Origin of the sequence: Serratia sp. YC16 (assembly GCF_009707615.1) — a bacterium.
Lineage (GTDB): Bacteria > Pseudomonadota > Gammaproteobacteria > Enterobacterales > Enterobacteriaceae > Serratia > Serratia surfactantfaciens.
In genome coordinates this window covers 500803-517346 of record NZ_WLYN01000003.1, presented here as the reverse complement: position 1 = coordinate 517346, position 16544 = coordinate 500803, and the positions used below count along the sequence as shown (strand labels likewise).

At 57.8% G+C, this 16544-nt stretch carries 18 protein-coding genes and 1 pseudogene; 9 read left to right on the top strand and 10 right to left on the bottom strand.

The features are described from left to right. Positions 1-175: 175 nt before the first annotated feature. The 5 genes from GKN89_RS14365 to aspA all read right to left on the bottom strand — a co-directional run bounded on the left by GKN89_RS14365 (position 176) and on the right by aspA (position 5905). The gene (locus GKN89_RS14365; protein WP_015376374.1) at positions 176-751 is read right to left on the bottom strand and encodes a transcriptional regulator; all 576 of its coding nucleotides are present in this window, start codon (positions 749-751) and stop codon (positions 176-178) included. A 39-nt stretch (positions 752-790) separates the two neighbouring features. Continuing rightward, a complete protein-coding gene (locus tag GKN89_RS14360) occupies positions 791-2509 on the bottom strand; it encodes a protein-disulfide reductase DsbD (protein ID WP_154747215.1) in 1719 nt (572 codons plus the stop codon). Beyond that, a complete protein-coding gene (gene cutA / locus GKN89_RS14355) occupies positions 2485-2808 on the bottom strand; it encodes a divalent cation tolerance protein CutA (RefSeq protein WP_015376376.1) in 324 nt (107 codons plus the stop codon). The genes GKN89_RS14360 and cutA overlap by 25 nt, the downstream gene beginning before the upstream one ends. Positions 2809-2917: 109 nt before the next feature. Continuing rightward, positions 2918-4219 (bottom strand): anaerobic C4-dicarboxylate transporter, encoded by a 1302-nt coding sequence (locus tag GKN89_RS14350; RefSeq protein ID WP_033654882.1) that lies wholly within the window; start codon positions 4217-4219, stop codon positions 2918-2920. A gap of 249 nt (positions 4220-4468) precedes the next feature. Further along, a complete protein-coding gene (aspA, locus tag GKN89_RS14345) occupies positions 4469-5905 on the bottom strand; it encodes an aspartate ammonia-lyase (protein WP_004929659.1) in 1437 nt (478 codons plus the stop codon). 373 nt (positions 5906-6278) lie between these two features. Here aspA and GKN89_RS14340 point away from each other — a divergent pair, with 373 nt between their 5' ends. The 5 genes from GKN89_RS14340 to GKN89_RS14320 all read left to right on the top strand — a co-directional run bounded on the left by GKN89_RS14340 (position 6279) and on the right by GKN89_RS14320 (position 11315). Continuing rightward, entirely contained in the window at positions 6279-6767 is a 489-nt protein-coding gene (locus tag GKN89_RS14340) for an FxsA family protein (protein ID WP_019453406.1), read from the top strand. Between the two features lie 189 nt (positions 6768-6956). Beyond that, entirely contained in the window at positions 6957-7250 is a 294-nt protein-coding gene (locus GKN89_RS14335; protein ID WP_004952634.1) for a co-chaperone GroES, read from the top strand. A gap of 44 nt (positions 7251-7294) precedes the next feature. Continuing rightward, positions 7295-8941 carry a chaperonin GroEL gene (gene groL, locus GKN89_RS14330; RefSeq protein WP_004929662.1) on the top strand — a complete coding sequence of 549 codons (1647 nt, stop codon included), beginning with the start codon at positions 7295-7297 and terminating at the stop codon, positions 8939-8941. Positions 8942-9166: 225 nt separating this feature from the next. Beyond that, the gene (locus GKN89_RS14325; RefSeq protein ID WP_154747214.1) at positions 9167-10792 is read left to right on the top strand and encodes a methyl-accepting chemotaxis protein; all 1626 of its coding nucleotides are present in this window, start codon (positions 9167-9169) and stop codon (positions 10790-10792) included. A 178-nt stretch (positions 10793-10970) separates the two neighbouring features. Then, positions 10971-11315: a DUF4156 domain-containing protein gene (locus GKN89_RS14320; RefSeq protein ID WP_025159576.1), complete on the top strand. Its 345-nt coding sequence runs from the start codon at positions 10971-10973 to the stop codon at positions 11313-11315. 78 nt (positions 11316-11393) lie between these two features. On the opposite strand, the gene GKN89_RS14315 is transcribed toward GKN89_RS14320, so the two are convergent. Both GKN89_RS14315 and epmB read right to left on the bottom strand, forming a co-directional pair. After that, positions 11394-12176, bottom strand: a complete 783-nt coding sequence (locus GKN89_RS14315) for an HNH endonuclease (protein ID WP_154747213.1) — start codon at positions 12174-12176, stop codon at positions 11394-11396. A 381-nt stretch (positions 12177-12557) separates the two neighbouring features. Further along, positions 12558-13586 (bottom strand): EF-P beta-lysylation protein EpmB, encoded by a 1029-nt coding sequence (epmB, locus tag GKN89_RS14310; RefSeq protein ID WP_025159577.1) that lies wholly within the window; start codon positions 13584-13586, stop codon positions 12558-12560. A gap of 42 nt (positions 13587-13628) precedes the next feature. Between epmB and efp the strand changes: the two genes are divergently transcribed. From efp to sugE, 4 genes are all read left to right on the top strand, one after another. Further along, positions 13629-14195 carry an elongation factor P gene (gene efp, locus GKN89_RS14305; RefSeq protein WP_019453401.1) on the top strand — a complete coding sequence of 189 codons (567 nt, stop codon included), beginning with the start codon at positions 13629-13631 and terminating at the stop codon, positions 14193-14195. 70 nt (positions 14196-14265) lie between these two features. Beyond that, positions 14266-14397 (top strand): entericidin A/B family lipoprotein, encoded by a 132-nt coding sequence (locus tag GKN89_RS14300; protein ID WP_019453400.1) that lies wholly within the window; start codon positions 14266-14268, stop codon positions 14395-14397. Between the two features lie 120 nt (positions 14398-14517). Next, positions 14518-14649: an entericidin A/B family lipoprotein gene (locus tag GKN89_RS14295; RefSeq protein WP_019453399.1), complete on the top strand. Its 132-nt coding sequence runs from the start codon at positions 14518-14520 to the stop codon at positions 14647-14649. 190 nt (positions 14650-14839) lie between these two features. Continuing rightward, positions 14840-15157 (top strand): quaternary ammonium compound efflux SMR transporter SugE, encoded by a 318-nt coding sequence (sugE, locus tag GKN89_RS14290; RefSeq protein WP_019453398.1) that lies wholly within the window; start codon positions 14840-14842, stop codon positions 15155-15157. Here the strand turns inward: sugE and blc are convergent. The 3 genes and pseudogenes from blc to frdC all read right to left on the bottom strand — a co-directional run bounded on the left by blc (position 15151) and on the right by frdC (position 16532). After that, positions 15151-15683, bottom strand: a pseudogene (blc, locus tag GKN89_RS14285) (outer membrane lipoprotein Blc). The gene sugE and the pseudogene blc overlap by 7 nt on opposite strands. Before the next feature lie 84 nt (positions 15684-15767). Continuing rightward, positions 15768-16127, bottom strand: a complete 360-nt coding sequence (gene frdD, locus GKN89_RS14280; RefSeq protein ID WP_004929672.1) for a fumarate reductase subunit FrdD — start codon at positions 16125-16127, stop codon at positions 15768-15770. A 12-nt stretch (positions 16128-16139) separates the two neighbouring features. Next, positions 16140-16532 carry a fumarate reductase subunit FrdC gene (gene frdC / locus GKN89_RS14275; protein WP_004929673.1) on the bottom strand — a complete coding sequence of 131 codons (393 nt, stop codon included), beginning with the start codon at positions 16530-16532 and terminating at the stop codon, positions 16140-16142. Positions 16533-16544: the final 12 nt, after the last annotated feature.

Here is a 16544-nt window from a genome sequence, read left to right as displayed (position 1 = left end):
CTGAGCTATCCGGGCAACGGGCAGCATTAAACCGTATTGGCATAAAGCCGTCAACGGCTTTATGCGTGAAAGACGCTAAAATGCGTCCGGTTGCTGGCTTTTCAGGCAAAGGGCGCAAAAAATGCGCCTGTCAGAGAGAGCGCCTTGGGTTGGCTGCGCCGCCGACCCTGCAGATTCAGCTCAGCGCCCCGTTACGGCGGCATTGCGCCACCTGCAAGATGTCTTCCGCCAGCCGTTTGGCGACCGATACGTCCTGGAGCTGGCGTTTTACCAGCAGTTTGCTCAGGCAACCTTCCTGAATCAGCTCCATTTGCTGCGCCACCATATCGGCGTCGTCGGCGTCCATGTCGCGCAGCAGTTCGCGGGTCAGCTCCAGCGAAGTCAGCTTTTGCTGCTCCGCCAGTTGGTGGATCGGGTGATCCGTTTCCGGGAAGAAGCTGCAGGCGGCGATAAACAGGCAACCGGGGTAGCGGTCTTGCTGCACGTATTCCGCCAGCACGTCATAGCGCGCCAGCAGCTTTTGCTGCGGGCTCAGATTTTCGTCCAGCAGCAGCTGGCGGCGCCAGGTGTCTATCTGCTGGCCATGATAGCGCAGGCAGTCGTACAGCAGCGCTTCGCGATCCGGCCAGAACCGTTTGAGATCGCCGGGTTGAACGTCGAGTTTTTCCGCCAGCATCTCTAATGTGGCGGTCGCCAGGCCCTGTTGTTCCAACAGGCCCAGCGCGGTATCAAGGACGTGTTCACGTTGCACTTGTGCTTCCTCCTCTTCGGTTCAGAACCTCAGTGTTATTTATCGCATCACTTTCTGCAAATGCGCGTTGAAGGCTTCCGCCTTCATAAAGCCGGTGACCCGCTCGGCCGTCAGCTCGCGGCCTGTCGGATCGAAGAACAGGATCGTCGGCAGCCCCAACACCTGCAGATGCTTCAGCAGCGCAGCCTGTTCTGCGCTGTTGGCGGTCACGTCCGCTTGCAGCAGCACCGCGTTGGCCAGGCTCGCCTGTACCGCCGCATCGCTGAAGGTGTATTTCTCGAACTCTTTACAGGCCACGCACCAGTCGGCGTACAGATCGAGCATCACCGGCTTGCCCCGCGCCTGTTGCAGCGCCAGATCGAGCTGTTCGACGTTGTTGATACGGGTAAAGGCCAGGTGCGGCTGAGCGGCCTGCTGCGCCTGGTCGGCGCCGAAAGCCCAATCTTGCAGCGGCCGTGCGGCGATCACCGCCGCCGCCAGCAGCAGCAGTTGCAAGGCGCGAGCCCAGCCGCGCGCGCTTCTCAGGCTCAGGGCGAAGGCCCAACCGAAGAATGCCAGGCCGAGCAGGCTCCACAAACGCATGCCCCACAGATCGCCGATCACTCGCTCCAGCAGGAACACCGGCAGCGCCAGAATGACGAAGCCGAAGGCCTCCTTCACGTACTGCATCCACGGGCCGCTGCGTGGCAGCAGGCGGTTGCCGAACAGGGTGACGATCACCAGCGGAATGCCCATCCCCAGCGCGTACAGGTACAGCGTGCCGCCGCCGGCCCACAGATTGCCGCTCTGGGCGATATACAGCAGGATGGCGCTGAGCGGCGCGGTGGTGCAGGGCGAGCAAATCAGCCCGGCCAGGGCGCCCATCAGGAATACGCCGGTCAGCGAGCCGCCGCGCTGGGTGTTGCTCCAGTTAGCCAGCCGGGTTTGCAGTGCGGAAGGCAGCTGCAGGGAATAGAGGCCGAACATCGACAGCGCCAGGGCGATGAACAGCACCGACAGGCCGATCAAGACATAAGGATGTTGCAGTGCCGCCTGGAACTGCAGCCCGGCGGCGGCCACCACCAACCCGAGCAGGGTGTAGGTGAGCGCCATGCCCTGCACGTAAACCACCGCCAGCGCCAGAATGCGGCCGCTGCTTTGCGGCCGGTCGCGGCCGAGAATGATGCCGGAGATCAGCGGGTACATCGGCAGCACGCACGGCGTGAAGGCGATACCGATGCCGATCAGCAATGCCCACAGCGGCGAAAACGGCAGGCTGGCCGGTGCGGCGGGCGCTTCAGCCGGTGCAGAGGCCGAAAGCGGTGCGGCTGCTGCGGCGCTGACCGCGTCCAACGGGATCACCCGGGTTTCCGGCGGATAGCAGAAGCCGGCCTCGGCGCAGCCCTGATAGGTGACGCTGAGGCTGGCGTTGGCCGCCGCCTGTTGCAGCGGCACCTGCAGATTAAGCTGCTGCTTGAAGATGGCGACTTCGCCGAAGAACTCGTCCTTGTGGCTCAAACCTTCCGGCAGGGTAAAGGCGCCGAGCGTCGCCTGTTGCGGCACCAGTTTGATCTGCTGACGATACAGGTAATAGCCGGGGCGGATCTGCCAGTTCAGCGTCACCTGGCTGCCTTGCTGTTTGAAATCGAAAGCAAAAGCCCGATCGACGGGCACGAACTGGCTGCCGCCCGTCGGTGCGAACAGCGAGGCCTGCGCCGCCTGCGGCAGGAAGAACAGGCTGCACAGCAGCAAAATCAGTTTAATGAAGCGTTGATCCATGACAGGTAGTCTTTATCTCCGGCCATCACCGGCAATACCAGCAGCTCGGGCGTCTGGTAGGGGTGATGTTGTTTCAGGGTGTCGAGCAGGGCCTGCTGACGGCGGCGATCGCTTTTGAACAGCATCTGCACCTCGTATTCCTGTTCCAGCTTCCCTTCCCAGTAATACAGCGAGGTGGCGCCGGGCAGCAGCGTGGCGCAGGCCGCCAGCTTATCGCCCAAGACCCGCGCCGCCAGTTCCTGGGCGCTGGCTTCATCGGGTGCGGTACAGAGTATGACGACAGCTTCGCAATCAGACATCTTCAGCCCTCTCTTCGGTTCGAATGGGCACTATACCCTGAAGGCGGATTGGCTAGAAGGCGAGTTTATCGCCAGAAGGAAAACCGGGGCCGCAGCCCCGGTCGAAGCGTTACAGCATGATGCTGCCGAGCAGGAAGCCGAATACCACCGCGAAAATCACGCCCATGGTGCCGGGAATGAAGAACGGATGGTTGAACACGAAGCGGCCGATGCGCGTGGTGCCGGTATCGTCCATCTGCACCGCGGCGACCAGCGTCGGGTAGGTCGGCAGGATGAACAGGCCGGATACGGCGGCGAAGGAGGCGACGGCGGTCAGCGGCGACACGTTCAGCGCCAGCGCCATCGGCATCAGCGCCTTGGCGGTGGCGGCCTGCGAGTACAGCAGCGCCGAGCAGAAGAAGAAGATCACCGCCAGCAGCCACGGGTGAGCCTGAATGACGCTGCCTGCCGTCTCTTTGATCCAGTCGATGTTGGCCTGCACGAAGGTGTCGCCCAGCCAGGCGACGCCGAGGATACAGATACAGGCGCTCATGCCGGCCTTGAAGGTGCTGGAGTTCAGCACCATGTCGGTGTCGACGCGGCACAGCAGGGTGGTCAGCGTGGCGACGCTCAGCATGATGATCAGGATGGCGTTGGTGGTGTTCATCAGCGGCTTGGCCACCAGGCCCAGGCCCGGGCTGTTGATGATGGCGTAGGCCACCACGCACAGCACGCCCAGCAGGAACAGCAGCACCGAGGCTTTGGCGCGCGGTTTGATCTCCAGCGCGTTGTTGCCGCGCAGGGTGATCAGGCCTTCTTCCAGGCGTTTCAGGTAGACCGGATCGTTAGACAGCTTGGAGTCGAACAGCCAGGTCACCAGCAGCGACATCACCAGCACGGCGCAGAAGGTGGACGGGATCACCACCATCAGCAGATGCAGGTAGCTGACGCCGTGGCCTTCCATCACCGAAGACATGTACACCACCGCGGCGGAGATCGGCGAGGCGGTGATGGCGATCTGGGCGGACACCACGGCGGTCGACAGCGGCCGGCAAGGCTTGATGCCCTGTTCTTTCGCCACTTCGGCGATCACCGGCAGCGCCGAGAGCGAGATGTTGCCGGTGCCGGCGAAGATGGTCAGGAAGTAGGTGACGATAGGGGCGAGAATGGTGATGTGCTTGGGGTTCTTGCGCAGCAGCTTTTCGGTCTGCTGTACCAGATAGTCCATCCCCCCGGCGACCTGCATGGCGGAGATCGCCGCGATCACCGCCATGATGATGGAAATCACGTCGAAGGGAATGCTGCCCGGCTTGACGCCGATCAGCGCCAGGACCAGAACGCCCAATCCCCCCGCGAACCCGATACCGATACCGCCCAACCTGGCCCCTAAAAAGATGGCCAGCAGAACGATAACCAATTCCAAGGCTAGCATAGTGTTTACTCCTTAAAATGAGATTTCCCGTCATCCTTGAAACTGCATCGGTGTTGGCTGCGATCACTGACCCCAGTCACTTACTTGAGTAAGCTCCTGGGGACTTGCGCTCTCGCCGCCTTGATGCAGTCCCAATGATTTAGGGTGTAAATTGAAAATAAAACGTTAAAATTTTGTGGGCGCCGGAAAGTAAAAAGGCACGCTATCCAGAGGATTTAGCGTGCCTTTCAGGGCTACCGGGTAGGTCTGTTATTGTTCATTTTCATCCGTATAGCGTTTGGCTTTATAGGCCGGGTGCATCAGGTTCTCCACGGAGAAGATGTCATCCAGCTCGGCTTCGGTCAGCAGGCCGCGTTCCAGCACCACTTCACGCACGCTCTTGCCGGTTTCGGCGCAGATCTTCCCGACGATGTCACCGTTATGGTGGCCGATGAACGGGTTCAGATAGGTGACGATACCGATCGAGTTGAAGACGTAGTGTTCGCAGACTTCTTTATTCGCGGTGATGCCGTTAATGCATTTTTCCAGCAGGTTGTAGCACGCGTTGGTCAGGATGTGGATCGACTCGAACATCGCCTGGCCGATCACCGGCTCCATCACGTTCAACTGCAGCTGGCCCGCTTCGGCCGCCATGGTAACGCAAGTGTCGTTGCCAATCACCTTGAAACACACCTGATTGACCACTTCCGGCACCACCGGGTTCACTTTGGCCGGCATGATGGACGACCCCGCCTGCAGCTCCGGCAGGTTGATTTCGTTCAGGCCGGCGCGCGGGCCGGAGGAGAGCAGGCGCAGGTCGTTACAGATTTTGGACAGTTTCACCGCCAGGCGTTTGAGCGCGCTGTGCACCATCACGTAGGCGCCGCAGTCGGAGGTGGCTTCGATCAGGTCTTCCGCCGGCACGACCGGCAGGCCGCTGACTTCCGCCAGTTTTTGCACCGCCAGCGGTTGATAGCCTTCCGGGGTGTTGAGCGCGGTGCCGATGGCGGTGGCGCCCAGGTTCACTTCCAGCAGCAGCTCCGCGGTGCGGTGCAGGTTGCGGGTTTCTTCGTTCAGCAGCACGCTGAAGGCGTGGAATTCCTGGCCGAGAGTCATCGGCACCGCGTCCTGCAGCTGGGTGCGACCCATCTTCAGGATGGTTTCGAACTCTTTCGCCTTGCGATCGAAGCCTTCGCGCAGTTGGTTGATGGCGTCGATCAGCTTCTGGTTGGAGGCGTACACCGCGATGCGGAACCCGGTCGGGTAGGCGTCGTTGGTGGATTGGCATTTATTGAGGTGATCGTTCGGGTTCAGGTATTGGTATTCGCCTTTTTGGTGGCCCATCAGCTCGAGGCCGATGTTCGCCAGCACTTCGTTGGTGTTCATGTTCAGCGAGGTGCCTGCGCCGCCCTGGAACACGTCCACCGGGAACTGATCCATGCATTTGCCTTTATCCAGCACCTCGTCGCAGGCCTGGATGATCACGTCGGCGATTTTGCGCGGGATGGTTTTAAGTTCTTTGTTGGCCATCGCCGCGGCCTTTTTCACCATCACCATGCCGCGAACGAACTCGGGGACATCGCTGATTTTGCTGTTGCTGATGTAGAAGTTTTCAATCGCACGCAGAGTATGAACTCCGTAGTAAGCGTCTGCGGGGACTTCACGTGTTCCTAACAGGTCTTCTTCGATACGAATGTTGTTTGACATGAGAACCTTCTCTATCTCTATGTGTTGCTGCCGAATTAATAATTTGTCAGGTCAAGGCTAAAGGGCACAGCCTAAATTAATATTGCCGAAGGCTTGGGGCGTGAAACGATTAACCAAATCGCCCGTTGCTGCCCAGATCATATGCTGGTTGGTAAGAAATGACTGAATCCAGATCACCTTATGGTGTTTAAGGATATGCCCTTTTCCGGTTCTGTGACTTCTTTCACGTTTGTGAACTTTAGCAATAAAAACCGGCTCTCGGTTGAAATGAAAGGGTGATGTCCCCATTGTAGTGGTGTCGGCCGTTTACGGCCTCTTTTTTCGCGCCGTCGCCCCGTGGCGGCCGCGCTTTACCTACCGATAGGAGAACCAGGTGCGCTGGTTACCGCTACTGCTGATATTTCTGCTGGCTTACATAGAAATATCGATCTTTATCAAAGTCGCCGCCGTGCTCGGCGTCGCTGTCACCCTGCTGCTGGTGGTGTTCAGTTCCTGCGTCGGCATTTCGCTGGTGCGCAATCAGGGTATGAAAACCTTCGTGCAGATGCAGCAAAAACTGGCGGCCGGCGAAAGCCCGGCGGCGGAAATGGTGAAAAGCGTTTCGCTGGTGTTGGCAGGCTTCCTGCTGCTGATTCCGGGCTTCTTCACCGACTTCCTCGGCCTGCTGCTGCTGCTGCCGCCGGTGCAAAAATCGTTGACGCTGAAGCTGATGCCGCATCTGTCGGTGTATCGCCCCGGCGGTTGGACGGGCGGCGACGCCGCCAACGGCAACACCTTCGACGGCGAATTCCAGCGCAAGGACGACGAACGCCCGGTGCTGGAACACCGCCCGGACGAGGAGCGCAAGCCTCACGATCGTTAACAAAACGCGGCCCAGGCCGCGTTTTTCATCTCTGTAGCCTCCGTTCGGCCAAAAATGCGAAATTTTTTTCGTTAGCCCCCTTGAAGGGGGCTGGAACGCCCCCATCTCAAATGCCACGAGGCCGGTAATAACAACCATCCGGTGTACAACCCTAAATCTGATAGAGACCTTCTTACAGGAGAGCGTTCAATGAGTATTCGTCCATTGCATGACCGCGTTATCGTCAAGCGCAAAGAAGTTGAATCAAAATCTGCTGGCGGCATCGTCCTGACTGGCTCTGCGGCGGGTAAATCCACTCGCGGTGAAGTGGTTGCAGTGGGTAAAGGGCGTGTGCTGGAAAGCGGCAACATCCAACCGCTGGATGTGAAAGTTGGCGATATCGTGATTTTCAACGACGGCTACGGCGTGAAAGCAGAGAAGATCGACAATGAAGAAGTGTTGATCATGTCCGAAAGCGACATTCTGGCAATTGTTGAAGCGTAATTGCGCTTTATCTTCTGAACTGAACGAGTTGAAGGGAAATACCAATGGCAGCTAAAGACGTAAAATTCGGCAATGACGCTCGCGTGAAAATGCTCCGCGGCGTGAATGTTCTCGCTGATGCAGTAAAAGTGACCCTGGGCCCGAAAGGCCGCAACGTAGTGCTGGATAAATCTTTCGGCGCACCAACCATCACCAAAGATGGCGTTTCCGTTGCGCGTGAAATCGAACTGGAAGACAAGTTCGAGAACATGGGCGCTCAGATGGTGAAAGAAGTGGCCTCCAAAGCGAACGACGCGGCGGGCGACGGCACCACCACTGCAACCGTACTGGCTCAATCCATCATCACCGAAGGTCTGAAAGCGGTTGCTGCAGGCATGAACCCGATGGATCTGAAGCGCGGCATCGACAAAGCGGTTGTCGCTGCGGTTGAAGAACTGAAAAAACTGTCCGTACCTTGCTCCGATTCCAAAGCTATCGCTCAGGTAGGCACCATCTCCGCCAACTCCGACGAAACCGTGGGTAAACTGATCGCGGAAGCGATGGAGAAAGTGGGCAAAGAAGGCGTTATCACCGTTGAAGAAGGCACCGGCCTGCAAGACGAGCTGGACGTGGTTGAAGGTATGCAGTTCGACCGCGGTTACCTGTCCCCATACTTCATCAACAAGCCGGAAACCGGTTCTGTTGAGCTGGAAAGCCCGTTCATCCTGCTGGCTGACAAGAAGATCTCCAACATCCGCGAAATGCTGCCGGTGCTGGAAGCCGTTGCCAAAGCAGGCAAACCGCTGCTGATCATCGCTGAAGACGTTGAAGGCGAAGCGCTGGCGACCCTGGTGGTCAACACCATGCGCGGCATCGTGAAAGTCGCCGCCGTTAAGGCGCCTGGCTTCGGCGACCGTCGTAAAGCCATGCTGCAGGACATCGCTACCCTGACTGCCGGTACCGTTATCTCTGAAGAGATCGGTCTGGAGCTGGAAAAAGCCACCCTGGAAGATCTGGGCCAGGCGAAGCGCGTTGTCATCAACAAAGACACCACCATCATCATCGATGGCGTGGGCGACGAAGCGACCATCCAGGGCCGCGTTGCTCAGATCCGTCAGCAGATCGAAGAAGCGACCTCTGATTACGATCGTGAAAAACTGCAGGAGCGCGTAGCGAAACTGGCCGGCGGCGTTGCCGTTATCAAGGTTGGCGCAGCCACTGAAGTTGAAATGAAAGAGAAGAAAGCCCGCGTTGAAGACGCCCTGCACGCGACCCGCGCCGCAGTGGAAGAAGGCGTGGTTGCAGGCGGCGGCGTAGCGCTGATCCGCGTTGCAGGCAAAATCGCCGCGCTGAAAGGCGACAACGAAGACCAGAACGTGGGTATCAAAGTTGCGCTGCGCGCAATGGAAGCCCCTCTGCGTCAGATCGTGGTCAACGCCGGTGAAGAAGCTTCCGTTATCGCCAACCAGGTGAAAGCGGGCGAAGGCAGCTACGGCTACAACGCTTACTCTGAAGAATACGGCGACATGATCGCGATGGGTATCCTGGATCCAACCAAAGTCACCCGTTCTGCTCTGCAGTACGCGGCGTCCGTGGCTGGCCTGATGATCACCACCGAATGCATGGTCACCGACCTGCCGAAGGCTGACGCACCGGATCTGGGCGCAGCAGGCGGTATGGGTGGCATGGGCGGCATGGGCGGCATGATGTAATCATCCCCCACACGCTTGTGTGCTGAGAACCCCGGTCAAGTGATCGGGGTTTTTTTTATCTTAAAAATCAATAAAAAGAATGTTTGTTTAGCGCGTTATTAGTTCACTGAATGAATTATTGCATTATTTTGTTTTTACCCTAAACCGTTGTCGTTTCGTACCGATATAGCCCCTACCGGGCGGGGAATTTTCCCCCGCCGGGGTGACTGTCAACGGAGACGACTTATGCTGAAAAATGTGAAAATAGCCACCTGGCTGATGTTAATGCTGTTGCTGCTGGGCTTGATGCCCATGGGAACCGGCGCCATCGCCTTCTATTTCATGCAGCAAAACGGCAACAGCATCGGCAGGATGAGCACTTTCTCCGACGAGGAAGCGGCGCTGAACCGCAGTTGGCGTGCTTTGCTGCAAACGCAGACGCTGATCGACAACATGGCGTTCGAGCGTATGGCGCAGACCAGCAGAGCCGATATTCAGCAGGGCATTGATGAGGCGCGCGGCGAGCTGCGCGGCGCCGATGTCGCTTTCAACCTGTTCTGGGATACGCCGGGTTTGACGGTATCGCGCCCGGAGCTGGGCGAGGCGATGAAAAAGGTTTACCTGGCGCAGCAGGCGGTGCTGAAGCAAGAGTTGACGCTGCTGGCCGACACGCCGCAGGTGGCATTGATCGAGCGGCTGCACGCCATGGCGGCCGAGAAGCGTCAGGTGCGCCAACGGTTGGACAGCCAGTTTGCCGACTATATGCGGGCGACGGTCGCCGCCCACCGTCTGGCGGTGGAGGAGGCGGAACAGACTCAGAAAGTGTTCGCTCGCCTGCTGAGCGGTACCCTGGCGGCGATCCTGCTGCTGCTGGTCGCCGTACAGCGCGACTTCCGTCGGCGCCTGATCCTGCCGCTGCGCCAGATTGCTGAACACTTGCAAAAGGTTGGGCGCGGCGATCTGCGCAGCAAGATCGTGGCGCGCAGCAACGATGAGATTGGCATGTTGTTCGCCAGCCTGCAGGCGATGCAGCAAGAGCTGAGCGCCACCGTGCAGCAGGTGCGTGATGGCGTGGAGTCGATCAACCACGGCACGCATGAGATCGCCGTCGGCAACGCCGATCTCTCCAGCCGCACCGAAGAGCAGGCCAGCGCGCTGACGGAAACCGCCGCCAGCATGGAACAGATCACCGCCACGGTGCGGCAAAACGCCGATAACGCCAACCAGGCCGCCGGGATGGTCAGCCAAACCGCCGACATCGCCCGCAACGGCGAAACGATGATGGCCAGCGCGGTCGACAAAATGCGGGCGATCAACGACAGCGCGCGTCAGGTGGGGGACATCACCAGCGTGATCGACGGCATCGCCTTCCAGACCAATATCCTGGCGTTGAACGCTGCCGTGGAGGCCGCGCGCGCTGGTGAGCAGGGGCGGGGGTTTGCGGTGGTGGCCGGCGAGGTGCGCAACCTGGCGCAGCGCTGCGCGACTTCGGCCAAGGAGATCAGCGGCCTGGTCGACGGCGTGACCGGCGATATCGCCGCCGGCGTGCGGCTGGTGGAACAGGCGGGCGAAACGATGAATGCCATCGCCGGTTCGGTGAATCAGGTGATGTCGCTGATGGATAACATTTCGTACGCGTCGCAAGAGCAAAGCAAGGGCGTTGAGCAGGTCGGGGTGGCGGTGACCCAGATGGATCAGGTGACCCAGCAGAACGCCGCGCTGGTGGAGGAGGTGGCGACCACCGCCGTCGGCGTGGAGGAGCAGGCGGCGCTGCTGGCGCAGGCGGTGGCGGTATTCCAACTGGCGGAGGAGGAACCGCGTCAGGGCGAAGTGGAGGCTCAGGCATCAGCGGCCGCTGCCGGTTGGGCATAACGCCGCCGCACTGTATTTGATGATATTTTTGCCGCCCGGGGCGATTTAGCTGGTAGACTGGTTAGTTATCAGCTGTCGCTCAAGACGTTGGCCCGCTAGCGTGGCAACGGATGCTTAAGAGATGGCATCGCTTTCTGATAAGCTTTTGCGTAATTCTCAACATCGAATGGGGAACAAGATGCGGATTAAAGCCTTACTGGGTCTTTCGGCAGCGATGCTGCTGGCGGGTTGCAGCACCACTCATGAACTGACCGCTGCGGGTCAGCAGATCAAGTTCACCGACAGCAAGCCGGCGGCGGAATGCCAGCTGCTGGGTGAAGTGACCGGCACCCAGAGCAACTGGCTGTCCGGCAACGGCGGTGAAGGCAGCTCCATGCGCGGTGCGGCCAACGATCTGCGCAACAAGGCTGCGGAGATGGGCGGCAACGTCATTTACGGCGCCAACAGCCCAAGCCAGAATCTGCTCTCCAGCTTCGCGCCGTTGGACAGCAAAATGGTCGGCCAGGTTTACAAGTGCCCGTAAGGCGCTGAGGCCAATCGCCGCAGAGAGATAAAAAAAGAGGAATGCCACGGCATTCCTCTTTTATGGGAATGTTAATTATCACTCTTTAAACTGAAAATAATTTCTATGCCATTCAAGGTATATCTGTGCTTCCGTGCTGAAATTAATTTGTGTATTTGCCTCTATTTTCAATGCTCTAATCGTTTCTTTCACGATATCATCTTTTTTTAAGAGCATTTTTCCTTTTTTAGAGAAGCTGATATGACCTTTGTCAAATAAAACATCAATGTGTGCGGATAGAATAATTCCGTTGTGAGGATCTAAGCGCTCAGTGTTATTACTTTCTCTCCAGGGTTTTATGTGACTGGCTCTTAGCATGTCTGGCATGGTTACTCCAGTTACTGGACACCTTTTGAAAATCTCAATAACTTGTTTTCTGAAGTTCCCTTGGCCTATTCTAGCCTCTATTAACGCTTTTCTTGTTGTTTCACTAATACTATTGTCTTCTTCTATTTTTTTTATTTCATACAATAGTGTTCCTGAGTACTCCCTTATCTTATATTCTCCATTTTCCTTATACATTTGCCATATGCCATGTTTTTCAGGAGAATATATCTCATAAAGTCCGCGGCCTATCTTGAACAGCCTGTCACGGGGGAAACCTTCGTTAGATAGGCGTTCACTTAAACTTGAATGGTGATTGACCCTACCGGGAGAGTTTACGGTCAACATGCTTATATTTTGTGAGGTATTTGTTTCTTTGTAGTTGGGTATCTCATTTTTTATATAGTTAGTTACTTCTTTAAGTGTGACTGGGCGATTATAATGTACCATTGCCTCTAGGGTTATCTCCCAAAGATATCTTTTTTTAGCTGTTGGCATATTCTTCGATCTCTTGTGGTGGTGTTGAGTACTGCAGGAAAATAAAGCATAAGATGTATTAATGCAAGTGATGCCAGGTCGTTTTTATTGCTGCGTAGTCTTCCTGTGAGTATGTTAAATAATGAGCTGTATTTTGGCTGTTTTTTACGGAGGAGCAGCCGCTGGATATGGGTTAGATAATTATCAGATGGGTTCTTTATCTAGTTTCTGATGGTTTAATATCGACATTCGCTTGATGCTTTAATATCGTCAGTTACATTAGATGTGTGGACTTGGAATTCAGAGATGTATAGAATGCATAAAGATATAAAGTGTTTGAGAAATTAGAATGGGCTCTCAAAATGGGAAAGCCCTTTTTTCTATTGGAGTGTCTGACGCGCCTCACTCCTGCATCAGACGCAGGTCGATCGGCGTTTTGCTTGGTTCGCCGCCCACCTCACGCGTCAGGCGCGGCACCAGATAACCGGACACCTTGCTCAGCAGCGCCTGCATGATGGCGCGCGCTTCATCGTCGCTGACCATGAAGTGCGCCGCGCCCTGCACTTTGTCCAGCACGTGGATGTAATAGGGCAGGATGCCGGCGTCGAACAGCGCGTTGCTGAGCGCCGCCAGCGTATCGGCGTCATCGTTGACATCGCGCAGCAGCACGCTTTGATTGAGCAGCGTGACACCGGCGAGGCGCAGCTGGGCCATGGCGCTCTGCAGCTCGCGGTCAATTTCGTTGGCGTGGTTGATGTGCGTGACCATCAGCACCTGCAGGCGCGAGGCCGACAGCAGGCGGCACAGCGCCGGCGTAATGCGCGCCGGGATCACCACCGGCAAACGGGTGTGAATGCGCAGGCGTTTCAGGTGCGGGATGGTCTCCAGCTCGCCGACCAGCCACTCCAGCTCGCTGTCTTTGGCCATCAGCGGATCGCCGCCGGAAAAAATGATCTCGTCCAGTTCCGGGTGTTGGCGGATATAATCCAGCGCCTGCCGCCAGTTGTTCTTATTGCCCTGGTTGTCCTGATAGGGGAAGTGGCGGCGGAAGCAGTAACGGCAGTTGACCGCACAGCCGCCCTTGACCAGCAGCAACGCGCGATTGCGGTATTTGTGCAGCAGGCCCGGCACCACGCTGCGCTGCTCATCCAGCGGATCGGTGGTGAACCCTGGGGCGTTGATGAACTCCTCTCTGGCGGTCAGCACCTGGCGCAGCAGCGGGTCGTTGGCGTCCCCGGGGCGCATGCGCGCAGCGAAGGCGCGCGGCACGCGCAGGGCAAACAGCCGACGGGCATCGCGCCCCTGCGGCAGTTCCGGGTGCGTATTCAGTGACAAAAGCTGCAGTAATTCATCAGGATCGGTAATAACATCGGCGAGTTGATGCAACCAATCTTCTCTATGTGCCGTACTTTGGGTTATAATGTGTGCCATTTTTTTGGCTAAGCTACCAGTTCAAATATTCAGAGGGCCATCATGGCGACTTATTCTAGCAACGATTTCCGTCCGGGTCTTAAAATCATGTTCGAGGGCGAACCTTACGCCGTCGAAGCCAGTGAGTTCGTTAAGCCGGGCAAAGGCCAGGCGTTCGCGCGCGTGAAAATGCGCCGTCTGCTGACCGGCACCCGCGTGGAAAAAACCTTCAAGTCTACCGATTCTTGCGAAGGCGCGGACGTGATGGACACCAACATGAACTACCTGTACAGCGACGGTGAGTTCTACCACTTCATGCACCCTGAGTCTTTCGAACAGCATCAGGTTGACGGCAAAACCGTCGGCGACGCGGCCAAATGGCTGCAGGATAACGCAGAGTGCATCATCACCCTGTGGGATGGCCGTCCAATCGCCGTTCAGCCGCCGAACTTCATCGAAGCGGAAATCACCGAGACCGATCCTGGCCTGAAAGGCGATACCGCAGGGACTGGCGGCAAGCCGGCTACCCTGAGCACCGGCGCCGTGGTTAAAGTGCCGTTGTTCGTCCAGATCGGCGAAGTGATCAAAGTTGACACTCGCTCTGGCGAATACGTCTCTCGCGTTAAGTAAGTTTCAAAACAGAGGAACCCCAGCGGTTCCTCTGCTTTATCCCTTCCCCGTTCGTTGGCAGAAAATCCGCATGTTCAAGAAAACGCTGTTGGCCGTGCTCTCCCTGTTGTTCCTTTTCTCCCTTAGCGGTTGCAATACGTTTCGCGGTTTCGGCGAAGACGTTCAGCATCTCGGCGGCGCCATCTCCCGCACGGCCAGCTGAACCCGCCTTTAAATCGATGTATTTGCGCTACAAAGCCGGTTGCGATCCCACGCCTTCCGTCAATTTTGACTACGCTTAGAAAGCCGTACTTTTTCATCAACGACAAATAAGGACTTTCTTATGCTGAAGAAAAGTATTATCGCGATCTTCTCTTTGATGATTTTGGCCTCGCTGACCGCCTGCAATACCACCCGCGGCGTGGGTGAAGACATTCAGGCCGGCGGCAAGGCCATTCAGCGCAGCGCGGAATAATCCGTCCTCATCCGGCGGCGCTTCGCCAGCGGAGGCCGCCGCACTACTTGTCCTTGCCTATCTGTTTGCGCTGTTGCTATGCTGCCGCGGTGCGGGCGAGGTTGCCCGCCGTTCATCACCTGGCTGAACGGGACGACCCGTTTACGCGTCATTTCATCGGGGACGACCCCAGTGGTAGGGAGGCCGTCTCATGGCCTGGATTATTCTGCTTGTCGCCGGTTTGCTCGAAGTGGTTTGGGCTATCGGTCTGAAATATACCCACGGTTTTACCCGATTGACGCCGAGCATCATCACCATCGCCGCGATGGTGGTCAGCATGTTGCTGTTGGCCAACGCCATGAAAACGCTGCCCGCCGGCACCGCTTATGCGGTGTGGACCGGCATCGGCGCGGTGGGCGCGGCGATCATGGGCATGGTGCTGTTGGGCGAGTCGACCAATATCGCGCGCATCATCAGTCTGTGCCTGATTGTGGTCGGCATCCTCGGGCTGAAGTTCAGCAGTCACTGATCGGCGGACTGTTGCACCCAGATCAGCGCATCGGTGGCGAAACCGTAGCCCTTGGCCGTCTGTAATAAGCTGTCGCGTGCGTTGGCGTCAAGCGTCGGGGTGCGCGACAGGATCCACAGATAGTCGCGGTTAGGGCCGCAAACCAGCGCATAGCGGTAGTCCGGGTCCAGGGCAATCACGTTATAGCCGCCGTAGAAGGGGCCGAAGAACGACACTTTCAGCGCCGCGACCTGCGGTGAACCGATAAAGTAGGCTTTGCCTTCGCTTTCTTGCCATTGCTGTTTCTGCGGATTGAAGCCGCGATTGATGACTTTCAGCCCGCCGTCGGCGCGTGGGCTGTAGTGGGCGGTCACCTGCTGCAAACCGCGTTCAAAACGATGATCCAGACGCGCGATTTCGTACCAGGTGCCGAGATAGCGCTGGCTGTCGAAATTGTTCACGACCTTGATGTCTTTGGGCGGGGAGACCTGCAAGCGACGGAGAGCAGGGCGGAAAGCATGACGTTAAGCTTTGACCATAAACGCATCGGTGGCTCCTGTTTACCGGGGGCGAGTAGACAGTGTAGCCGATGAGAAAAGGGCGGCCAACGGGCGTTGGCCGCCTGAGCGGTTTACAGCGTGACGACGCCGATGACGGTGACTACGCTGAGGATCGCCGCCAGACCGTAGAATACCCACTTGCCGGCCGGCACGTGGATCTTCAGATCGTGCATCGCATGGTGGATGCGGTGCAGGCCGCACCACAGCGGCAGAATGATCATCAGCAGCAGGAACAGGCGGCCGATCAGGCTCTGGCAGAACGCCAGCACGCGCTCGTAACCCAGCGCCTCACCGGGGAACAGCCCCAGCGGCAGCAGAATGCCGACCAGCAGCACGATGGCCGGCGCGACGATCGCGCCCCACATGCCGCCGGCGCCGAACAATCCCCAGAAAACCGGCTCGTCGGAGCGTTTAGGTGCTTGATTTATCATGTTTCCTCCGGATTAGATCAGGGCCACGGCCAGGATGACCACGCTGACGACGATGGTGACGGCCCACAGTCCTTTCACGATGGGGCCCGGCCCCATTTTCTCGCTGTTGACCACGATATTGGCGGCCTTCGGCGCCAGATCGAACCAGGTTTTGGTATGCAGCGCCGCCGCCAGCAGGGCGACGACGTTGATCAACAGCACCAGCGGATTCTGCAAGAAACCGACGAAACCGGCCCAGCTCTCGGCGCCGCCCTTCAGCGCAAACACGCCGTACAGCAGCACGATGCTGAACCACACCGCCAACACCGAGGTGCCTTCGCGCAGCATATAGAAACGGTAGAAGCCGAGCTTTTGCCACCAGGTGGGCGTCATGGTGCGCACATAGGGCTTACGTTGAGTTGTCATGGCAATTTTTCT